The sequence below is a fragment of the Pelomonas sp. CA6 genome, from assembly GCF_022549225.1.
GTDB lineage: Bacteria > Pseudomonadota > Gammaproteobacteria > Burkholderiales > Burkholderiaceae_C > Roseateles.
Genome location: NZ_JAKZFD010000014.1, coordinates 45151 through 63249, shown reverse-complemented (window position 1 = coordinate 63249; position 18099 = coordinate 45151). Strand labels below are relative to the sequence as shown.

17 protein-coding genes are annotated in these 18099 nt (G+C 71.8%); 10 read left to right on the top strand and 7 right to left on the bottom strand.

Going from position 1 to position 18099, the window contains the following annotated elements; all coding sequences use genetic code 11:
• Positions 1–2: 2 nt before the first annotated feature.
• From LZ017_RS20035 to LZ017_RS20015, 5 genes are all read left to right on the top strand, one after another.
• On the top strand, positions 3–647 hold the full coding sequence (locus LZ017_RS20035) for a YceI family protein (protein WP_241398700.1): 645 nt from the start codon (positions 3–5) through the stop codon (positions 645–647).
• Positions 648–710: 63 nt separating this feature from the next.
• A complete protein-coding gene (locus LZ017_RS20030; protein WP_241398699.1) occupies positions 711–1283 on the top strand; it encodes a YceI family protein in 573 nt (190 codons plus the stop codon).
• A 181-nt stretch (positions 1284–1464) separates the two neighbouring features.
• Positions 1465–2910, top strand: a complete 1446-nt coding sequence (locus tag LZ017_RS20025) for a histidine kinase (RefSeq protein ID WP_241398698.1) — start codon at positions 1465–1467, stop codon at positions 2908–2910.
• Entirely contained in the window at positions 2907–3320 is a 414-nt protein-coding gene (locus LZ017_RS20020; RefSeq protein WP_241398697.1) for a hypothetical protein, read from the top strand. Before LZ017_RS20025 ends, LZ017_RS20020 begins: the two co-directional genes overlap by 4 nt.
• A gap of 58 nt (positions 3321–3378) precedes the next feature.
• Positions 3379–4212 (top strand): LytTR family DNA-binding domain-containing protein, encoded by an 834-nt coding sequence (locus tag LZ017_RS20015; protein WP_241398696.1) that lies wholly within the window; start codon positions 3379–3381, stop codon positions 4210–4212.
• Positions 4213–4249: 37 nt separating this feature from the next.
• Here LZ017_RS20015 and LZ017_RS20010 read toward each other — a convergent pair whose 3' ends face one another.
• The 4 genes from LZ017_RS20010 to LZ017_RS19995 form a co-directional block, all read right to left on the bottom strand.
• A complete protein-coding gene (locus tag LZ017_RS20010) occupies positions 4250–4639 on the bottom strand; it encodes a DUF488 domain-containing protein (RefSeq protein ID WP_241398695.1) in 390 nt (129 codons plus the stop codon).
• 19 nt (positions 4640–4658) lie between these two features.
• Entirely contained in the window at positions 4659–5360 is a 702-nt protein-coding gene (gene aqpZ / locus LZ017_RS20005; RefSeq protein WP_241398694.1) for an aquaporin Z, read from the bottom strand.
• 177 nt (positions 5361–5537) lie between these two features.
• A complete protein-coding gene (locus LZ017_RS20000; RefSeq protein ID WP_241398693.1) occupies positions 5538–6218 on the bottom strand; it encodes a lysoplasmalogenase in 681 nt (226 codons plus the stop codon).
• 35 nt (positions 6219–6253) lie between these two features.
• Entirely contained in the window at positions 6254–7246 is a 993-nt protein-coding gene (locus tag LZ017_RS19995; RefSeq protein ID WP_241398692.1) for a LysR substrate-binding domain-containing protein, read from the bottom strand.
• A 95-nt stretch (positions 7247–7341) separates the two neighbouring features.
• Between LZ017_RS19995 and LZ017_RS19990 the strand changes: the two genes are divergently transcribed.
• A complete protein-coding gene (locus tag LZ017_RS19990) occupies positions 7342–8406 on the top strand; it encodes a YeiH family protein (protein WP_241398691.1) in 1065 nt (354 codons plus the stop codon).
• Between the two features lie 37 nt (positions 8407–8443).
• Here the strand turns inward: LZ017_RS19990 and LZ017_RS19985 are convergent, their stop codons facing one another.
• Positions 8444–10501: a UvrD-helicase domain-containing protein gene (locus tag LZ017_RS19985; RefSeq protein WP_241398690.1), complete on the bottom strand. Its 2058-nt coding sequence runs from the start codon at positions 10499–10501 to the stop codon at positions 8444–8446.
• A gap of 102 nt (positions 10502–10603) precedes the next feature.
• Between LZ017_RS19985 and LZ017_RS19980 the strand changes: the two genes are divergently transcribed.
• A complete protein-coding gene (locus LZ017_RS19980; protein ID WP_241398689.1) occupies positions 10604–10957 on the top strand; it encodes a DUF1304 domain-containing protein in 354 nt (117 codons plus the stop codon).
• A 10-nt stretch (positions 10958–10967) separates the two neighbouring features.
• Here the strand turns inward: LZ017_RS19980 and LZ017_RS19975 are convergent, their stop codons facing one another.
• On the bottom strand, positions 10968–11753 hold the full coding sequence (locus tag LZ017_RS19975; RefSeq protein WP_241398688.1) for an ABC transporter substrate-binding protein: 786 nt from the start codon (positions 11751–11753) through the stop codon (positions 10968–10970).
• A 171-nt stretch (positions 11754–11924) separates the two neighbouring features.
• On the opposite strand from LZ017_RS19975, the gene LZ017_RS19970 reads away from it, so the two are divergent.
• Entirely contained in the window at positions 11925–13451 is a 1527-nt protein-coding gene (locus LZ017_RS19970; protein WP_241398687.1) for an alkaline phosphatase, read from the top strand.
• 18 nt (positions 13452–13469) lie between these two features.
• On the opposite strand, the gene LZ017_RS19965 is transcribed toward LZ017_RS19970, so the two are convergent.
• Positions 13470–14498 carry a hypothetical protein gene (locus LZ017_RS19965; protein ID WP_241398686.1) on the bottom strand — a complete coding sequence of 343 codons (1029 nt, stop codon included), beginning with the start codon at positions 14496–14498 and terminating at the stop codon, positions 13470–13472.
• 126 nt (positions 14499–14624) lie between these two features.
• Here LZ017_RS19965 and LZ017_RS19960 point away from each other — a divergent pair, with 126 nt between their 5' ends.
• Together LZ017_RS19960 and LZ017_RS22310 are read left to right on the top strand one after the other, a co-directional pair.
• The gene (locus tag LZ017_RS19960) at positions 14625–15578 is read left to right on the top strand and encodes an AEC family transporter (protein WP_241398685.1); all 954 of its coding nucleotides are present in this window, start codon (positions 14625–14627) and stop codon (positions 15576–15578) included.
• 65 nt (positions 15579–15643) lie between these two features.
• Positions 15644–18082 (top strand): prolyl oligopeptidase family serine peptidase, encoded by a 2439-nt coding sequence (locus LZ017_RS22310; protein ID WP_241398684.1) that lies wholly within the window; start codon positions 15644–15646, stop codon positions 18080–18082.
• Positions 18083–18099: the final 17 nt, after the last annotated feature.

Genomic DNA, 18099 nt, shown 5'->3' with positions numbered 1-18099 from the left:
TGATGAACCACGCACTTCAACTGCCCCGTCCCGGCAACCACCCGCTGGCCGCCGCGCTGCTGTTGAGCGCCGGGCTGCTGCTGGCCCAAAGCCCCGTTCTGGCCCAGGGCAAGGCCGCCGCCAAGCCCGCGGCCACCGTCCCGGCCGCCGCCCAGTTGCAGGCGGCTCAGAGCGAGCTCGGCTTCGCGATCCGCCAGATGGGCGTGCCCGTGGAGGGCCGCTTCAAACGCTTCGAGGCCCAGCTGAGCTTCGACCCCAAGAAGCCCGAGGCCGGCCGCGTGGCCTTCAACGTGGACCTGACCAGCGCCACCATGGGCGACGCCGCGATCGACGCGGAGATGGTCAAGCCGGCCTGGTTCGACGCCAAGAAGGCCTCCCAGGCCAGCTTCCAGAGCAGCGCGATCAAGGCCCTGGGCGGCGGCCGCTACGAGGTCAGCGGCAAGCTGAGCCTGAAGGGCCAGTCGCGCGACGTGGTGGTGCCGCTGACGCTGAGCCAGTCCGGCGCCACGACCACCGCCAGCGGCAGCTTCGTGCTCAAGCGGCTCGAATTCAAGATCGGCGACGGCGAGTGGAGCGACACCTCCATGGTCGCCAACGAAGTCCAGGTGAAGTTCAAGCTGGCCTTCACCGGCATCGCCGCGCTGTAATCCCGGCACACATCCCCCCACCCCTTTTCCGTCCCACCAGCCCCAACCCGGAGGAATCCACCCATGACCCTCAAGAAGCCCCTGCTGATCGTCGCCCTGCTGGCCGCCGCCGCCGCCCAGGCCGAGCCCGCCAATTACATGATCGACCCGACGCACACCTACGCCACCTTCGAGATCCCGCACTTCGGCACCTCGACCAACCGCGGCCGCTTCGAGAAGAAGGAAGGCACGGTGGTGCTGGACCGCGCCACCAAGTCCGGCAAGGTGGAGATCACCTTCCAGATGAACGGGATCAGCACCGGCGCGGCGGCCTTTGACAAGCATCTGCAGAGCGCGGACTTCTTCGACGTGGCCAACCACCCGACCGCCAAGTTCGTGGGCGACAAGTTCAGCTTCGACGGCGACAAGGTCAGCGAGGTCGCCGGCCAGCTGACCCTGAAGGGCAAGACCGCGCCGGTCACGCTCAAGGCCACCAACTTCAACTGCTACCAGAACCCCATGCTGAAGCGCGAGGTCTGCGGCGGCGACTTCGAAACCACCATCGACCGCACCCAGTGGGGCGTGGACTACGGCCTGGCCTACGGCTTCCCCAAGGCCGTCAAGCTGGTGATCCAGGTCGAGGCCGTGCGCCAATAATCCGGCCACCCCGCCCGACCCTGCCCCCAGAGCCCGCCCCCCGGTGGGCTTTTTTTCGCCCGCGCCGGCCTCCGCCCGTCGGCGCTGGGCGCACTTCATGACGGCGCGGTGACGGCGCATCGGCTGCTTCTCGGCCCCTCCCCCGGTCTTGCGTACAGTGGCACGCAACAAAAGGTCCCCGATGAACGCCCCCGCCACCCCTCCCACCCCCAGCCAGCGCTGGCAGCATTTCGCCCGGTCCGCGGTGCAGGCCTTCCATGTCTACGCCAGTTGGCTGGTGAGCCTGAGCTGGAAGCGCTTCATCGTGTATGCGGTGCTGCTGCTGATTGGCGTCAACATCGTGTCCGAGCTGCCGCCCTTCACGCTGCGCACCACCGAGCGCATCGAGCTGCCCGAGATGCCGGAGCTGCCCGAGGTACCCGAGATGCCCAAGGTGAGCAAGGCCCCGCCGGCAGCCCCGGCCCCGGCGCAGCGCTCCTCGTCGACGGGCAAGACCCGGCCCCAGGTCCACTACGAACTGCAGATCGACGAGCGCGGCATCCGCATCGCACCGGTACGTCCCGGCAGCGCGGCCGCGTCCGCGCCGGCCTCGGCGGCCTCGGCCGCGTCGGTCGAAGACCTGCCCTCGATCGACATCCGCCTGCCCAAGTCCAGCTCCCAGGACGTGCGCGACGCCGCCGAGGAGGCCGCGCGCGCGCTCACCGACGCCCAGAGCGAGGCCCGCGAGGCGCTGGAAGAAGCCAAGCGCGATGCGGAAAACGCGATCGCCGAAGCCAAGAAGGCGCGTGAGCAGGCCCGTCGAGAGATCAAGGAGGCGCGCCGCCAGGCCACCCGCGAGCACACCGTGCACCTGGGCGACTTCCTGAACAACCTGGCCGTGCTGTGGGTGCTGGCCTCGGTGGTGATCAAGATCACCTACAAGGGGCGCATGCAGGCCGAGGTCAAGGCCGCCCAGGCCACCGAGACGGCCGAGGCCGAATCGCTGAAGCGCCAGGTCGTCGAGGCACGCATGGCGGCGATGCAGGCCCAGGTCGAACCGCACTTCCTGTTCAACACCCTGGCCTCCATCGACCACCTGATCGAGACCGACCCACCGCGCGCCTCGCAGATGCAGCGCAACCTGATCGCGCTGCTGCGCGCCTCCATGCCGACCATGCGCGAGGCCAATGCCAACGGCGTGCGCGACCTGGGCCGCGAGATGGCGGTGATCAAGCCCTATCTGGAGATCCTCAAGGTGCGCATGGAGGAGCGGCTGCAGATCCGCATCGAGGTGCCCGAGGGTCTGCTCTCCGCCGAGTTCCCGCCCATGATGATCCAGAGCCTGGTCGAGAACGCGATCAAACATGGGCTGGAGCCCAAGGCCGAAGGAGGCAGCCTCTCGGTGAAGGCCGAGGTGGTGCACGGCAAGCTGCAGGTCACGGTGGCCGACACCGGCCTGGGCTTCGGGCGCGCCGCCACCGCCGGCACCGGCGTGGGCCTGGCCAACATCCGCGAGCGCCTGGCCCTGCTCTACGGCAAAGCCGCCAGCCTCAGCGTCACCGAGAACCAGCCATCGGGCACCGTGGTCGCCATCACCGTGCCCTACCGCAGCACCAGTGCCAACGAAACGACGGGAGAACGCGCATGAAGACCTTGTTCAAATGGGCCCTGGGCCTGAGCCTGCTCACCGTGTTGGTCGCGGTGGCCGCGACGGCCGGGCTGATCCACCTGGCGCAGGACGCCTCCGGCGTCGCGGTCAGCGTCAACGGCCACGAATGGACCAGCGACGCCGGCATGGACCTGGGCGACCTGCTGGGCTGCCTCCTGGGCCTGGGCATCACCGGCGTGGTGCTGCTGGTCGTGCTGCCGCTGACCCTGCTGCTGGGGCTGGGCCTGCCGCTGCTGATCATGGGCGGGCTGCTGGTCGGCGGCCTGGCGCTGGGCTTGGCGGCGCTGCTGGGCGTCGGCGCCCTGCTGGGCTCGCCGCTGATCCTGCTGGTGCTGCTGGCGGTCTGGCTGCTCAAGCCCGCCTCGGGCCGACGCTCGTCCAGTACCTGAGGAAAGCCATGAGCTCCGGGGGCTGCCAGGCGGCCCGACAGCACGTAGCATTCGCGCCATGAACGACACGACCGACCGCCACCCGCCCCGGGCCGTCCTGGCCGACGACGAACGACTGATGCGCGACCAGCTGCGCAGCCGCCTCGCCGAGGTCTGGCCCGAGCTGCAGATCGTCGGCGAGGCCAAGAACGGCCTGGAAGCCGTGGAGCTGACCCGCGAACTGCGGCCCGACCTGGTCTTTCTGGACATCCGCATGCCGGGGCTCACCGGCGTGGACGCGGCGCGCCAGATCGCCCAGCTGCCCGACGACGACAGCTGGTGCCTGCCCGAGATCGTGTTCATCACCGCCTACGACCAGTACGCGGTCGAGGCCTTCCAGCAGGGCGTGTGCGACTACGTGCTCAAGCCCGCCGAGCGCGACCGGCTGGCGCTGACCGTGGAGCGCCTGCGCAAGCGGCTCGCGCTGCGCGGCGGCGACGAGGCCGCGGCGGCGGAGCTCGCGCCGTCGAGCGGCCATCTGCAGCAGCTGCTGCACAAGCTCTCCGCGCAGGTGAACGGCGCGCCTCAGTATCTGCAGTGGATCCAGGCCTCGGTGGGCCAGTCCATCCAGATGGTGCCGGTGGAGGAGGTGCTGTTCTTCATCAGCGACGAGAAGTACACGCGCGTGCAGACCGCCAACCTCGAAGCGCTGATCCGCAAGCCCATCAAGGAGCTGGTGGACGAGCTGGACCCGCAGCTGTTCTGGCAGATCCACCGCTCCACGCTGGTCAACGTGAAGGCCATCGCCGGCATCTCACGCGATTTCCGCGGCCGCCAGCTGGTCGCGATCAAGGGCGCGAACGACAAGCTGGAAGTCAGCCGCAGCTACACCCACTTGTTCAAGGGCATGTGAGCGCGCGGGGCCGGCCGGCCCCGCCGCGCAAGCCGGCTCAACCGGCGATCACCGCGCCGGCACGCGCCAGCAACTCGCGCAACACCGAGCGGTGGCAACGCGCTTCGTCCTCGCAATAGCAACCCACCGAGAACGCGCTGCGCTGCGACAGCGCGGCGAGCAGCGCGAGGCTGTGCGCGTTCTCCGGCCGCTCCATCTCGGCCTTGTAGGCGCGCGCGAAGGCGCGCCACTGCTCGGGCGTCTGGGCCTCCTGGCCCAGCTTCACCGTCTCGGCGCTGGGTGCCAGGTTGGGATACCAGACGTCGTACCAGTCCTGGGTGGCGAACGCCGACTTGGGCACGCCGCGCGGCGGCCGCCTCACCGTGCCGATGCGCAGGCCCTCGTCGGCGGCGCGTGGACTGCCCAGGCGGACGATGCGGACGGCCATCGCGTACCCCTCCCCTGGCTCAGGCCTTGGGGTCCCGGCCGTCGCCGCCGATCGCGCGATAGGCCAGCGCCCCCAGCACCGCGCCCGCGATGGGCGCCACCCAGAAGGCCCACAGCTGCGCCAGCGCCCAGTCACCGACGAACAGCGCCACGCCGGTGCTGCGCGCCGGGTTCACCGAGGTGTTGGTGACCGGGATGCTGATCAGGTGGATCAGCGTCAGCGCCAGGCCGATCGCGATGGGCGCGAAGCCGGCCGGCGCGCGCGCATCGGTGGCGCCCAGGATCACGATCAGGAAGAAGGCCGTCATCACCACCTCGCAGACCAGCGCCGCCACCAGCGAATAACCGCCCGGCGAGTGCGCTCCGTAACCGTTGGACGCGAAGCCCTTGCCGACATCGAAGCCCGGCGCGCCGCTGGCGATCAGGTAGAGAACCGCGCCCGCAGCGACCGCGCCCAGCACCTGGGCGACGATGTAGGGCAGCAGCCGGGCGGCCGGAAAGCGGCCGCCGGCCCACAGGCCGATGGACACGGCCGGGTTGAGGTGGCAGCCGGAGATATGGCCGATCGCATAGGCCATGGTCAGCACCGTGAGGCCGAAGGCCAGCGAGACCCCGTGCAGGCCGATGCCCACGTTGGGAAAGGCCGCCGCCAGCACCGCGCTGCCGCAGCCGCCCAGTACCAGCCAGAAGGTGCCCAGGAATTCCGCGCCCAGTTGCTTCATCACCCACTCCTCTTCGGATCGTCCATGGTTTGACTGCGAACATTGGCGCGCCGGCCCTTGCTCCCGACCGCCGCGCCGGGCCATTCTGTGCGGCCCGCCGCGTTTCGCCAAGGAGGGAAGCGGGCCACGAATTCTGGGGATTGACGCCGGAGCCGCAGCCCCACAGCGCCTCGCGGGTCAGGCCGGATCGCTGCCGCGCGCTGGCGCCAGGCTGCTGGCGATGCAGTATTGCGCGGCCCAGTAACTGGACAGCACCCACACCGCCGCCAGCGGCAGCGGGCCGGCGAACTTGTTGATGGCCAGCAGCGCGTCGGACAGCACGAACAGCGTGCCGCCCCAGGCCGCCCAGCGCGCGCCGGCCTCGTCCGCGCCGCCCAGGCTGCCGCGCCACCACACCCAGGCCTGCGCCGCCATCGAGGCCAGGCAGGCCACATAGACCAGCACCGGGATCTGCAGCGCCGTCGGCACGCCGGGCCACAGCCGCCCCAGCACCATCGCGGCGATCACACCGAACACGACGAAGGGCCAGACGCGCGCGGCCAGCCGGGCCTGCGAGCAAAAGGCCGCGATGTAGAGCAAATGGGCGATGAGAAAGCTCAGCAAGCCGGGCAGGAAGCCGGACTCGGGCCAGAGCAGGAAGACATCGCCGGCCAGCGAGAACAGCAGGCCCAGCTTGAGCCGCTGAGCCAGCCGCGGCTGCCCGCCGCCGCGCGGCCAGGCCCAAACCAGGATCAGCACGGTGGTCAGCGGCTTGAAGACGAAGGCCAGCGCCGCGGGCACCACAGGCGGCTGGATCAGCGCCAGCATCGCCAGCACGGCGCTGGCCAGCAGCGCGGTCGCGAACAGGAGTCTTGGCATGGACCGATTCTGGCCGCTCCCTGGTGCGGACGGGCTCAGGGCTTGTGCGGGGCCCGGCGTCGCGCCGGCGCGCGCTGCGCACGCCGGGCCTGCAGCAGCGCGATGAACTCGCGCAATGCCGGGCTTTGCGGCTTGTCGCGCTGCAGCACCCAATAGCATGGGCGGCGCCGCGGCGCCAACCCGGTGTCCAGCACCCGCATCAGACCCTGGTCCAGTTCGCGCTGCACGGCCCAGCGCGACAGGCAGGCCAGCCCCAGTCCTTCGATCACGCCCTGCTTGATCGCCTCCGGGCTGTCCATCGTGATGCTGCGCCGGTAGGCCCGCAGCAGCGGCAGCAACCAGGCGTCGCCGGCCTCGCGCGTGCCAGCCCCCGGCTCGCGCAACAGCCAGACCGCATCGCGCAGCGCTTCGCGGCGAGCCTCGCCGTCCAGCGCAGGCGGGCGCAGCAGCGCATGCACGGGCGACGCGACGACCAGCAGCTCGTCGTCCAGCCAGGGCTGGACGACGAGCCCCGGTTCCGGACAGGGCCCTTCGATCAGCCCGAGGTCCAGCTCGTAGCGTGCGACCGCGGCGCAGATCGCGGCGGTGTTGGCCACCTGGACGCGTGCCTGCCAGCGGTCCGCGGCGTCGCCGGACGCGCCATAGAACTCGCGCAGCAGCCCGGGCAGCAGATGCGCGCCCAGCGTCATGCTGGCGCCCACCCGCAACTGCTGACGAGCCGCGCCGCCCGCGGCCTGGGTTTGAAGGCTGTAGGCACCGTCCAGCAGCGCGCGTGCGCGCGGCAGCAGCCCGCGCCCGGCCTCGTTGAGCAGCAGCCGCTTGCCGGCGCGGTCGAACAGCGGCAGTCCGAGCAGGCGCTCCAGCTCCTTCAGCGCCGCGCTGGTGGCGGACTGAGACAGGCCGATGCGCTCCCCCGCCGCCACGGTGCTGCCCTGCCGCGCCACCGCGACGAAGACCTGCAGCTGGCGCAGGCTCAGATGCAGCGGCCATTCGCCGGCCTCGCCGCCACTCTGCGGAATCGTCTTCATAGCTGTTGTTTCGATTGATCCGAGCTGAATTATCCGTTTCACAGCTTGATTCGGAATTCCTACAGTGCCGCCATCCCCTCCCCCTTCCCGTTCCGATGACCGCGTCTTCCGTCCCAACCCATCCTCCCCGCGCCCAAGTCCTCGCCTGGATCGGGCCGGGCCTGCTGCTGTGCGCGCTGCTGGCCACCGCCGCGCTGCTGCTGGAGCGCTGGCAGGCGATGGCGAGCCGCGGCCTGGGCGCGCTGACCCTGGCGCTGGTGATGGGCGCGGCGCTGGGCCATGGACTGCCGCGCGGGCTGGGCGCGCGCTGCGCCGCCGGCATCCGGCTGGCAAAGGGCCCGCTGCTGCGCGCCGGCGTGGTGCTCTACGGCCTGAGGCTGACCACGCACGACATCGCGCAGCTGGGCTGGGGCGGCGTCGCGGTGGACCTGCTGGTGCTGTGCAGCACGCTGGCGCTGGCGTTGTGGCTGGGCACGCGCGGGCTGGGCCTGCCGCGTGAAACGGCGCTGCTGATCGGGGCGGGCAGTTCCATCTGCGGCGCCGCGGCGGTGATGGCCACCGAGCCGGTGTTGCGCGCGCGCGCCGAGCAGGTCAGCGTCGCGGTGGCCACCGTGGTGGTGTTCGGCACGCTGGCCATGCTGCTCTATCCGCAACTGCACGCCTGGAACATGCAGGCCGGCTGGATAGGCGGCGGCGACGCGGGCTTCGGGCTCTACCTGGGCGCAACGGTGCACGAGGTGGGCCAGGTGATCGCCGCGGGCCGCGCCATCGGCCCGGAGGCGGCGGACGCCGCGATCGTCGCCAAGATGGTGCGCGTGATGATGCTGGCGCCGGTGCTGCTGGCGCTGCCGCTGCTGCTGCCGCGCCCCGCGGGTGACGCTGGCGCGCCGCGCGTCGCGCCGCCCTGGTTTGCCGTGGGCTTTGTCGTGGTGGTGCTGCTGAACTCGCTGCAGCTGCTGCCGGCGGCGCTGGTCCGCGCGCTGGGCCTGCTGGACGCGGCGCTGCTGGCCACCGCGATGGCGGCGCTGGGGCTGGACACCCACGCCTCGGCGCTGCGCCGCGCCGGCGCCCGGCCCCTGCTGCTGGCGCTGCTGCTGTTCGCCTGGCTGGTGCTGGGCGGTGCGGCCATCCACGGCGCCGTGCAGCGGCTGGCGGGCTGAACCGCGCCAGCCTTCCCGCAGGCCGGGACCGAGGGCCTCAGTCGGCCTGTTTTTGCTGCGCGGCGGCGCTCGCCGCGGCCTTGGCGGCGAACTGCTCGCGCATGCGCTTGAGCTTCTCGCGCGGGTCTTCCTTGATGCCGCTTTCGTGCAGCTTCATTTCAGCGATGAAGCGGCTGGGGATGCCCATCACGGTCTCGCGGTTCTTCTTGCGCCGGCGCAGCGTGGAGACGGCCAGTGTGCGGCGCGCGCGCGTGATGCCCACGTACATCAGCCGCCGCTCCTCTTCCAGGCGCTGCGGGGTCATCTCTTCGTCCTCGGACTTGAAGGGCAGCAGCCCTTCGTTGACGCCGGCCAGGATCACATGCGGCCACTCCAGGCCCTTGGAGGCATGCAGCGTGGTCAGCACGACCTGGTCCTGCTCGTCGCCGCGCTCGGCCAGCGACAGGATCACGCTGATGGTCTGCGCCACTTGCAGCACCGACTGCTTCTGCGTCTCGAAGGTGGCGCCGCCATCCTGCGTGATCTCACCGCCGCAGCGCTTGGCCACCCAGTCGACGAAGTCCAGCACGTTGTTCCAGCGCGCGGCCGCGACCTTCTCGTTCTCCTCCTGGTCCAGGAGGTACTGCTCGTAGCCGATGTCTGTCAGCCACTCCAGCAGCAGCGCCTTGCCCTCTTCGGCGCCCACGGTGTGGCGGGCGCGGTATTCCAGGTCCACGACGTAGCGGCCGAACTCGTGCAGGCCGTGCAGCGCCTTGGCCGACAGCGTGGCCTTCAGCGACTCGGCAAACAGCGACTCGAACATCGACAGCTTCCACTTCGCCGAAAAGTCGCTGAGATGGCCCAGGGTTTGGTGGCCGATGCCGCGCTTGGGCGTGGTCACGGCGCGCAGGAAGGCGGGGTCGTCGTCCTGGTTCACCAGCAGGCGCAGCCAGGCGCACAGGTCCTTGATCTCGGTCTTGTCGAAGAAGCTCTGGCCGCCCGAGACCTTGTAGGGGATCTCCGCGCGGCGCAGCGCCTGCTCGAAGATGCGCGCCTGGTGGTTGGCGCGGTAGAGGATGGCGAAGTCGGCGAACTTGGTGCCGCCGTGGTTGGCGCGTATCGCCTGGATGCGCGCCACCGCGCGCTCGGCCTCGTGCTCCTCGCCATCGGCCTCGATCAGCGCGATGGGATCGCCTTCACCGAACTCGCTCCACAAGGTCTTCTGGAACAGCTTGGGGTTGGTCGCGATCACGTTGTTGGCCGCGCGCAGGATGGCGCTGGTGGAGCGGTAGTTCTGCTCCAGCGGGATGACCTTGAGCTGCGGGAAGTCCACCGGCAGCTTCTTCAGGTTCTCGATCGTCGCGCCGCGCCAGCCGTAGATGCTCTGGTCGTCGTCGCCCACCGCGGTGAACATCGCACGCTCGCCGACCAGCGCCTTGAGCAGCTCGTACTGCACCGCGTTGGTGTCCTGGTACTCGTCGACCAGCACATAGCGCAGCAGCTCCTGCCACTTGCCGCGCGCCTCGTCGGAGGTCTGCAGCAGCTTGAGCGGCAAGCCGATCAGGTCGTCGAAGTCCACCGCCTGGTAGGCGGCCAGGCGCTCCTGGTAGCGCTGCATCACGACGGCGGCGGCGCGCTCCATGTCGTCCTTCGCATAGGCCAGCGCCTGCGAGGCCGACAGGCCCTGGTTCTTCCACAGCGAGATGGTCCATTGCCAGGACTTCGCGGTCGCCGCGTCGGTGGTGCCGCCGGCATCGCGCAACACCGACAGCACGTCGTCGGAGTCCATGATGGAGAACTGCTCCTTCAGCCCGAGGTGGCGGCCATCCTCACGCAGGATGCGCACGCCCAGGCTGTGGAAGGTGGAGATCACCAGCTCCTGCCCCGCGCGCGCGCCGACGAGGTGCTTGGCGCGCTCGCGCATCTCCTGCGCCGCCTTGTTCGTGAAGGTGATCGCGGCAATGTTCTTCGCCCGGTAGCCGCAGCTCAGCAGCTTGGCGATCTTTTGCGTGATCACGCGCGTCTTGCCCGAGCCGGCGCCCGCGATCACCAGGCAGGGGCCGTGCAGGTGATGCACCGCCTCCAGCTGGGCGGGGTTGAGGGTGGCGTCGGACATGGCGGAGCGGAGGGGGCGAAGGACAACAGAGGCGGGCCGCGGATGATAGCCGGCCGGGAAAATCCCCCGTCGCCACCGGACGTCGGCCGCTACAGTCGCCGCATGCTGAACACCGCCGCCAATCTCGTCTGCGCGCTGGTCGCGCTGATCCACGTCTACATCCTGGTGCTGGAGATGTTTCTGTGGGAGAAGCCCGCCGGGCTGCGCGCCTTCGGCCTCACGCCCGAGCGCGCCCGCGACACCCGCGTGCTGGCCGCCAACCAGGGCCTGTACAACGGCTTTCTCGCCGCCGGGCTGTTCTGGGGCTTGAGTGGCGGCGGGACGGCGGTGAAGCTCTTCTTCCTCGGCTGTGTGCTGGTGGCCGGCCTCTACGGCGCCGCCACCGCCAGCCGCAAGATTCTGTTCATCCAGGCCCTGCCCGCGGCGTTGGGCCTGGGCCTGCTGGCGCTGGGCTGAGCGACGCGCCTCAATCCGGCGCCGGCAGCGCCACCTGCCAGCGCGCCGCCAGCTGCTGCAGCCGCCCCGAGGCGCGCAGGCGGCGCATGCCCTCGTCCACGCGCTGCTGCCACAGCCGGCCGGTCTCGCCCAGCGGAAAGGCGAAATGCCCGCGCAGCTGTCCGACCGGCGGACCGCAGGGCTGCAGTTCGCTGGCCAGACGCAATTCCTCCAGCACCGGCTGGGTGTTGCGCGCATTGCAGGCCAGCAGGTCGATGCGCCCCAGCTGCAGCATCTTGAGCCCGATGCTCACGTCGCGCACCACCTCGTGGCGCAGCCCGGACAGCGCGGCGTCCAGCGCGGGCCCATAGACCCAGCCCTGCACCGTGGCCACGCGCAGGCGGCCCAACTGCGTCAGGTCGCCCTGCCAGGCGCATTCGCCGCGGCGACCGAACATCACCAGCGCGTCTTCGTAGAAGGGCTGCTCCGAGAAGCGCAGCCGCCCCTCGCGTTCCGGGGTGCGGTAGGGGCCGATGAGGATCTGGGCCTGGCCCTGCTGCACCATGTTCTGCGCACGCTGCCAGGGATAGTGCTCATAGCGCGGGCGCAGGCCCAGCGGCGCGAAGATCTCGTCCAGCAGGTCCACCGCCAGGCCGCGCTGGTCGGGCCCGAACAGACGCGCGAAGCTGGTGCCCACGGCGAGCGGTCCGGCCTCCGCGGCGCGGACCCGCGTCGGCGCAAGCGCCAGCGAGGCCAGGCCCAGCACGGACCGCCGCTGCATTCCCACCGACCCAAGGTTCACGCTCACCTGCTCCATGCCCTCATCGCGCGGACGCACATGCCCGCGGCTCGCACGGGGACCAGCGGCGCGGCATGCGCCGTCACGTGACGGCCCCACAATGCGTGGCCGCATTGTGCATCCCGTGCGCGCCGCGCCGCCCGCTCCGGCCCCCGCGCGCAGGCCGCACGCTTCAGGAAAGTCCGCCGCATGTCCAACTTGTCACGCCGTCATCTGCTGCAGGCCTCGCTCGCCGCGGGCCTGGCGCCCGCGCTGCTGAGCCAGGCGCGCGCGGCCAGCGACGACCCCTTCACGCTGGGCCTGGCCTCCGGCTGCCCGCTGCCCGACCGCCTGGTGCTGTGGACGCGCCTGACCGGCGAGGCCCTGCCCGAGCAGGTGCCGGTGCGCTGGGAGCTGGCCGAGGACGAAGGCTTCCAGCGCGTCGTCGCACGCGGCGAGGAAAGCGCCAGCGCCGCCCAGGCCCACAGCGTGCATGCCGAACCGCAGGGCCTGCGGCCGGACCGCTGGTACTGGTACCGCTTCAGCGCGCTGGGCGCGCGCAGCGCCACGGGACGCACGCGCACCGCGCCGGCCGCCGACGCACCGGTGCAGCGGCTGCGCTTCGCGATCGCCTCCTGCCAGCGCTGGGACCACGGCCGCTATGCGGCCTGGGCCGACATGGCGCAGCAGGACCCCGACCTGGTGCTCTTCCTGGGCGACTACATCTACGAATACGCCACCGCGGCCAAGAGCGAGGCCGCCCGCCGCCATGCCGGCGGCCCCTGCCGCACGCTGGCCGACTACCGGGCCCGCTACGCGCAGTACAAGTCCGACCCGCAGCTGCAGGCCATGCATGCGCGCGCGCCGTGGATCTACACCTGGGACGATCACGAGGTCGAGAACGACTACGCCGGCGAGCAGGGGCAAGACCTGGCCCCGGACTTCGCGCAGCGCCGCGCTGCCGCCTACCAGGCCTACTGGGAGCACATGCCCTTCCCCAAGTCCTGGCAGCCGCGCGACGGCCAGATGCGCCTGTACACCCGCTATGACTGGGGCCGGCTGGCCCGCGTGATCACGCTGGACGACCGCCAGTACCGCGACCCGCAGGCCTGCCCCCGTCCGGGGCGGGGCGGCGGCAACACGGTCACGGCGCAGTCCTGCCCGGCGCTGCGCGATCCGCGCCGCAGCCTGCTGGGTGCGACCCAGGAGGCCTGGCTGGCGCGCCAGTGGGATGACGAGCGCGGCTGGAACCTGCTGGCGCAGCAGACCCTGATGGCCGGCATGAGCTGGCAGGACCGCGGCAAGGACGGCGGGATGTTCTGGACCGAAGGCTGGGACGGCTATGCCGCGTCGCGCGAGCGCCTGCTGCGCGGCCTGAGCGCCGCCGGCGCCCGCAACCCGGTGGTGCTGGGCGGCGACGTGCACGCCAACTACGTGGCCGACCTGCGCCTGGACCCGGACCGCGCCGAGGGCCCGGTGCTGGCCAGCGAGTTCTGCGGCACCTCGATCAGCAGCCTGGGCCTGGACCGGGCGCGGGTGGACGCGGCGCTGCCGCACAACCCGCAGCTGCACTACGCCCGCCCCGACCAGCGCGGCTACATGCTGTTCGATCTGCAGCAGAGCCGCCTGGACGTGCGGCTGCAGGTGGTCGAGGACCCCTGGCGCGCCGACAGCGCGGTGCACACGGCCGCCCGCTTCGCGGTGGAAGCCGGGCGCCCGGGGCCGCAGAAGGCCTGAGCGCGGCGCCCGCCGGCCTCAGCCCCAGCTGCGCCAGGCCAGCCAGGCCAGCGACGCGACCAGGCAGGCCGCGGCCAGCACCACGGGCCACGGCGGGCGCGACGGGGTCCAGGCCCGCGCCTCGGCCGGCGGGGCGCGCGGCGACAACCGGGCCGGCGACGGTGCGGGCGGCTGCGGCTCGGACTCCTCGGGCCTCAGGGTGGGAGGCGGTATGAACCGCCCCTCGATCCAGTCCTGCACCGCTCGCACCAGCGCCTGGCCGTCGAAGCGGCCGCTGAGGGCCAGGCGCAGCAAGGCGTCCAGCGTCTCGCGCTCTTCGGCCCGCAGGCTCAACCAGGCCGACAGCGAGCGCACCGGGTGGCCCGGCTGCTGCGCCGAGGCCGGCAGCTCGCCGGCGGGCAGGCGGCCATTGACCAGCAGACACAGCAGTCGGCCCAGCGCGTGCGCCTCGCCGCCCGGGGTGTCGGCACGCGCGGCGCCGGCATAGGGCTGCGCGGCGCGCACGCGGCCGGGCCCGGGGCGCGAATCCGCCGGTGATAGCCCCTGGCCCAGCCAGTGCAGCGTGGCGCGTTCGTCCAGCCACAGCATGCCCGGATCCAGTTCCCGCAGCACCAGACCCTGCGCGCGGGCGCGCGCCAGCAGCGCGACGAATTCGGCCAGCAGCGCCATGCGCTGCTTCAGCGGCAGCTCCAGCGCATCGGGCAGCAGCGGCCGACCGTCCAGCGGCTCGACGACCAGATAGGGCAGCCCCTGGGCGCTGAGCCCGCTGTCCAGCGCGGCACGGAAGGCCGGGTCGCGGAACTCGGCCAGGCGCGTCGAATCCTCGGCGAAGCGCATCAGCACCGCCTCGGCGTCCTCGCGCAGGCGGTAGACCAGCGCCTGGGCCGGTTGCTGCGTGAGGCTGTGCGCCACCGTCATCCAGCGGCCCGATTCGACCTCGCGCCAGGCGGTACCGACGCGCCAGACGCCCAGGCGCTCGCCGGGCTGCGGCCAGCGCGGCGGCGGGGGCGTGTCGTGATCGTCGTGGGAAGAGGGCTCGTCCAGCATGGCCGACCGATGTTAGCCGCGCGGACCCACCCGCCTGCCCCCCGAGGCCGGGGGCGGCCGCGGGGGCGTCGGCGCTTCATGGGCCGTTCAGGTCCGGCCAAGCCTGGCTTGGGATACTCGCGGCCCATGCAAGCCATCCTGGCCGTGACCCTGCCCTTCTTCGCGCTGGTGCTGTGCGGCTACCTGGCCGCGCGCTGGCGCCTGCTGCCCGAGAGCGCGTTACCGGGGCTCAACGGCTTCGTGCTCTTCTTCGCGCTGCCCTGCATGCTGCTGCGCTTCGGCATGAACACGCCGCTGCTGCAGCTGCTCAACCCCGTGGTGCTGGGCGTCTACCTGCTCGCCGCGCTGGCGATGGTGGGGCTCAGCGTCGCGGGGCTGCGGATGGCTGGCGTGGAGTTGCGCGACGCGGCCTTCGCGGCCCTGGTGGCCGCCTTCCCGAACAGCGGCTTCATGGGCGTGCCGCTGCTCACCGCGCTGCTGGGCGCCGCGGCGGCCGGGCCGGTGATCGGCACGCTGCTGGTCGACCTCTTCGTCACCAGCTCGCTGTGCCTGGCGCTGGCCGGGCTGCAGGGCGCGGGCGGCGCGACCCAGGCGGCGCGCCAGGCGCTGCGCGGCGCGCTGTCCAACCCTCTGCCCTGGTCCATCGCGCTGGGCGCGCTGCTGGGGCTCGCCGGACTGCGCCTGCCGGGGCCGCTGGACACCGTGGTGCGCATGCTGGGCGACGCCGCCACCCCGGTCGCGCTGTTCACGATAGGCGCCGTGCTGTGCCGCAGCGAGCGGCAGGCGCGGGGCTCGGCGTCCTGGCCCCAGGTGCTGGCGATCGCCGCGCTCAAGCTGCTGTTGCATCCGGCGCTGGTGCTGGCGCTCGGCCTGGCGGCCCGGCAGCTGGGGGCGCCGATCACGCCGCTGCAGCTGAGCAGCCTGGTGCTGGCCGCGGCGCTGCCCAGCGCCAGCAATGTCTCGCTGCTGGCCGAGCGCCACGGAGCGGACAATGGGCGCGTGGCACGCATCATCCTCAGCTCCACCGTGCTGGCCTTCGCCAGTTTCAGTCTCGCCGCCTGGTGGTTGGTGCCGGGCTGAGCCGTCTTCGCTTATCGTTGCGCCGCGCACCGTCCACCGCCCCCGACCCAGCCCCCCGCTCTGCCGTGTCTTCTGTCCCTGCTCCGCTGCGATCGCTACTGGCCCTGCTGATGGGCTGCTGCCTGAGTCTGGGGGCCGCCCAGGCCCAGCCGAGCTACCAGCAACCCTCGGCCGCGGTGCGCGAGGCGCTGGCCGCGCCGCTGCCGCCGCGCATGCTGGTTTCGCCCGACCGCCGCCTGGTTGCCGCGCTGGAGCTGCAGCGCTATGCGCGTCTGGCCGACCTGGCGCGCCCGCAGCTGCGCCTGGCCGGCCTGCGCATCGACGCGCGCAGCGCGACGCCGATTGCGCTGCAGGGCATTGCCGAACTGCGTCTGAAGGCCCTGCAAGCCGACGCGCCGGAGCGCCGCATCGAGCTGCCGGCCGGCGGCCTGTGGCATGGCTTCGCCTGGTCGCCGGACGGTCTGCGCTTCCTGCTCGAACGGCGCACCGAGCAGGCCAACGAGCTGTGGGTGGGCGACGCGGCCAGCGGCCGGCTGCGCCAGATCCACGGGCTGCGCCTGAACAACACGCTGGCCGAAGGCGACCAGGCCTGGCTGAGCGCGCGCGAGGTGGTGATGCTGGCCGTGCCGCGCGACCGCGGCGCGGCGCCCACGCGCGCCGCCACCGTGCCGGTGGTGCAGGAGAACCTGGGCCGCGCGTCGCCCGAGCGCACCTATCCCGACCTGCTGCGCTCGCCGCTGGACGAGGCGCTGTTCGAGTACCACACACGCTCGCGGCCGGTGCGCGTCGACCTGGTCAGCGGCCAGTGGCGCGAACTGGCGGCGCCGGCGGCGATGTACAGCAGCCTGAGCGGCGTCGGCGAGGGCCAGGCCCTGCTGCTGGAGCGCGTCGGCCGGCCGTTCAGCTACAGCCTGCAGTGGAACGACTTCCCCACCCATGTCGAGCTGCGCGCGCCGGACGGCAAGCTCATCCGCGAACTGGCGCGCATGCCGCTGAAGCAGGGCGTCGCGATCGACGGCGCGCTGCCCGGCCCGCGCGTGTTCTATGCGGCACCGACGCGCGATGCGGCGATCTACTGGGTGGAGGCGCTGGACGGCGGCAACCCCGCCACGCGCGCCGCCTACCGCGACCGCGTGATGCGCCTGGACCCGCCCTACACCGGCGACCCCTTCGAGGTGCAGCGCATGCCGCACCGCTTCTCGCGGCTGCGCTTCCTGGACGATGGCCAGCACGCGCTGCTGACCGAGGAAGACCGCAGCCGTGCCTGGCTGCGCACCTACCTGCTGCCGCTGCGCGGCACGCAGAGCCGGCTGCTGTTCGAGCATTCAGTGCGCGAGCGCTACCGCCACCCGGGCACCCCGCTGATGCGCACCCTGCCCGGCGGCGGTCAAGCGGTGCAGACGCTCAACGGCGATCCGCTGCTGGTGGGCCAGGGCGCGGGGCCGCGCGGCGAGCGCCCCTTCCTGGACCGCGTGTCGGTCCGGGACGGCAGCACGCAGCGCCTGTTCCAGTCGGCCGACGGCGTGTACGAGTTGCCGCTGGCCCTGCTCGGCGAGCGCCGCGCCGCGGCGGGCCAGATGCCGCCGCTGCTGCTCACGCGCGAATCGCCCACCGAGCCGCCTTCGTTGCAGCTGCGCGAAGCCGGCCACAGCACGGTGCTGCTGCGCGGGCAGGATCTGCTCGCAGCGCTGAAGCGGGTGCGGCGCGAAACGGTCAGCTTCAAGCGCAGCGATGGCGTGGAGCTGTCCTTCACGCTGGCGCTGCCGCCCGATTACAAGGACGGCGAGCGCCGGCCGACGCTGGTCTGGGCCTACCCGCAGGAGTTCAACGAGCCGGCGCTCGCCGCGCAGCAGGCCGGCCCCAGCAACCGCTATCCGCAGATCAGCGCGATCAGCCCGCTGCTGCTGGCACTGGACGGCTATGTGGTGCTCAACGACGCCACCATGCCCATCGTCGGCGACAGCCGCAGCATGAATGACGGCTTCATCGAGCAGGTCATGATGAATGCCCGCGCCATCCTGGACAAAGCGGAGGAACTGGGCGTCACCGATCCGCGCCGCGTCGCGGTGGGCGGGCACAGCTATGGCGCCTTCATGGCCACCAACCTGCTCGCGCACACCCGGCTGTTCCGCTGCGGCATCGCGCGCAGCGGGGCCTACAACCGCACGCTGACGCCCTTCGGCTACCAGAGCGAGCGGCGCTCCTTGTGGGAGGCCAAGGCCACCTATCTGCGCGTCTCGCCCTTCCTGTTCGCCCACCAGATCCGCGAGCCGCTGCTGCTGATCCATGGCGAGGCCGACAACAACTCGGGCACCTATCCGATGCAGAGCGAGCGCCTGTACCAGGCGCTGGCCGGCCTGGGTGGCACGGTGCGCTACGTGCTGCTGCCCAACGAAGGGCATGGCTACCAGGCACGCGAGTCGGCCGGCCATGTGCAGTGGGAAATGCAGCGCTGGCTGCGCGGCTGCCTGGGCGACCCGCGCGCCGACAACGGCAAGCCCTGAGGCGTTCCGGAACCCGC

Bases quoted from the DNA above. Each gene is read 5' to 3' on its own strand.
- LZ017_RS20010 (WP_241398695.1), bottom strand. From the start codon at position 4,639: ATGGCCGTCCGCATCGTCCGCCTGGGCAGTCCACGCGCCGCCGACGAG.
- LZ017_RS20025 (WP_241398698.1), top strand. From the start codon at position 1,465: ATGAACGCCCCCGCCACCCCTCCCACCCCCAGCCAGCGCTGGCAGCAT.
- LZ017_RS20035 (WP_241398700.1), top strand. From the start codon at position 3: ATGAACCACGCACTTCAACTGCCCCGTCCCGGCAACCACCCGCTGGCC.
- LZ017_RS19995 (WP_241398692.1), bottom strand. From the start codon at position 7,246: ATGAAGACGATTCCGCAGAGTGGCGGCGAGGCCGGCGAATGGCCGCTG.
- LZ017_RS20030 (WP_241398699.1), top strand. From the start codon at position 711: ATGACCCTCAAGAAGCCCCTGCTGATCGTCGCCCTGCTGGCCGCCGCC.
- LZ017_RS19965 (WP_241398686.1), bottom strand. From the start codon at position 14,498: ATGCTGGACGAGCCCTCTTCCCACGACGATCACGACACGCCCCCGCCG.
- LZ017_RS20000 (WP_241398693.1), bottom strand. From the start codon at position 6,218: ATGCCAAGACTCCTGTTCGCGACCGCGCTGCTGGCCAGCGCCGTGCTG.
- LZ017_RS19985 (WP_241398690.1), bottom strand. From the start codon at position 10,501: ATGTCCGACGCCACCCTCAACCCCGCCCAGCTGGAGGCGGTGCATCAC.
- aqpZ (WP_241398694.1), bottom strand. From the start codon at position 5,360: ATGAAGCAACTGGGCGCGGAATTCCTGGGCACCTTCTGGCTGGTACTG.
- LZ017_RS19975 (WP_241398688.1), bottom strand. From the start codon at position 11,753: ATGGAGCAGGTGAGCGTGAACCTTGGGTCGGTGGGAATGCAGCGGCGG.
- LZ017_RS19990 (WP_241398691.1), top strand. From the start codon at position 7,342: ATGACCGCGTCTTCCGTCCCAACCCATCCTCCCCGCGCCCAAGTCCTC.
- LZ017_RS20020 (WP_241398697.1), top strand. From the start codon at position 2,907: ATGAAGACCTTGTTCAAATGGGCCCTGGGCCTGAGCCTGCTCACCGTG.
- LZ017_RS19960 (WP_241398685.1), top strand. From the start codon at position 14,625: ATGCAAGCCATCCTGGCCGTGACCCTGCCCTTCTTCGCGCTGGTGCTG.
- LZ017_RS19980 (WP_241398689.1), top strand. From the start codon at position 10,604: ATGCTGAACACCGCCGCCAATCTCGTCTGCGCGCTGGTCGCGCTGATC.
- LZ017_RS19970 (WP_241398687.1), top strand. From the start codon at position 11,925: ATGTCCAACTTGTCACGCCGTCATCTGCTGCAGGCCTCGCTCGCCGCG.
- LZ017_RS20015 (WP_241398696.1), top strand. From the start codon at position 3,379: ATGAACGACACGACCGACCGCCACCCGCCCCGGGCCGTCCTGGCCGAC.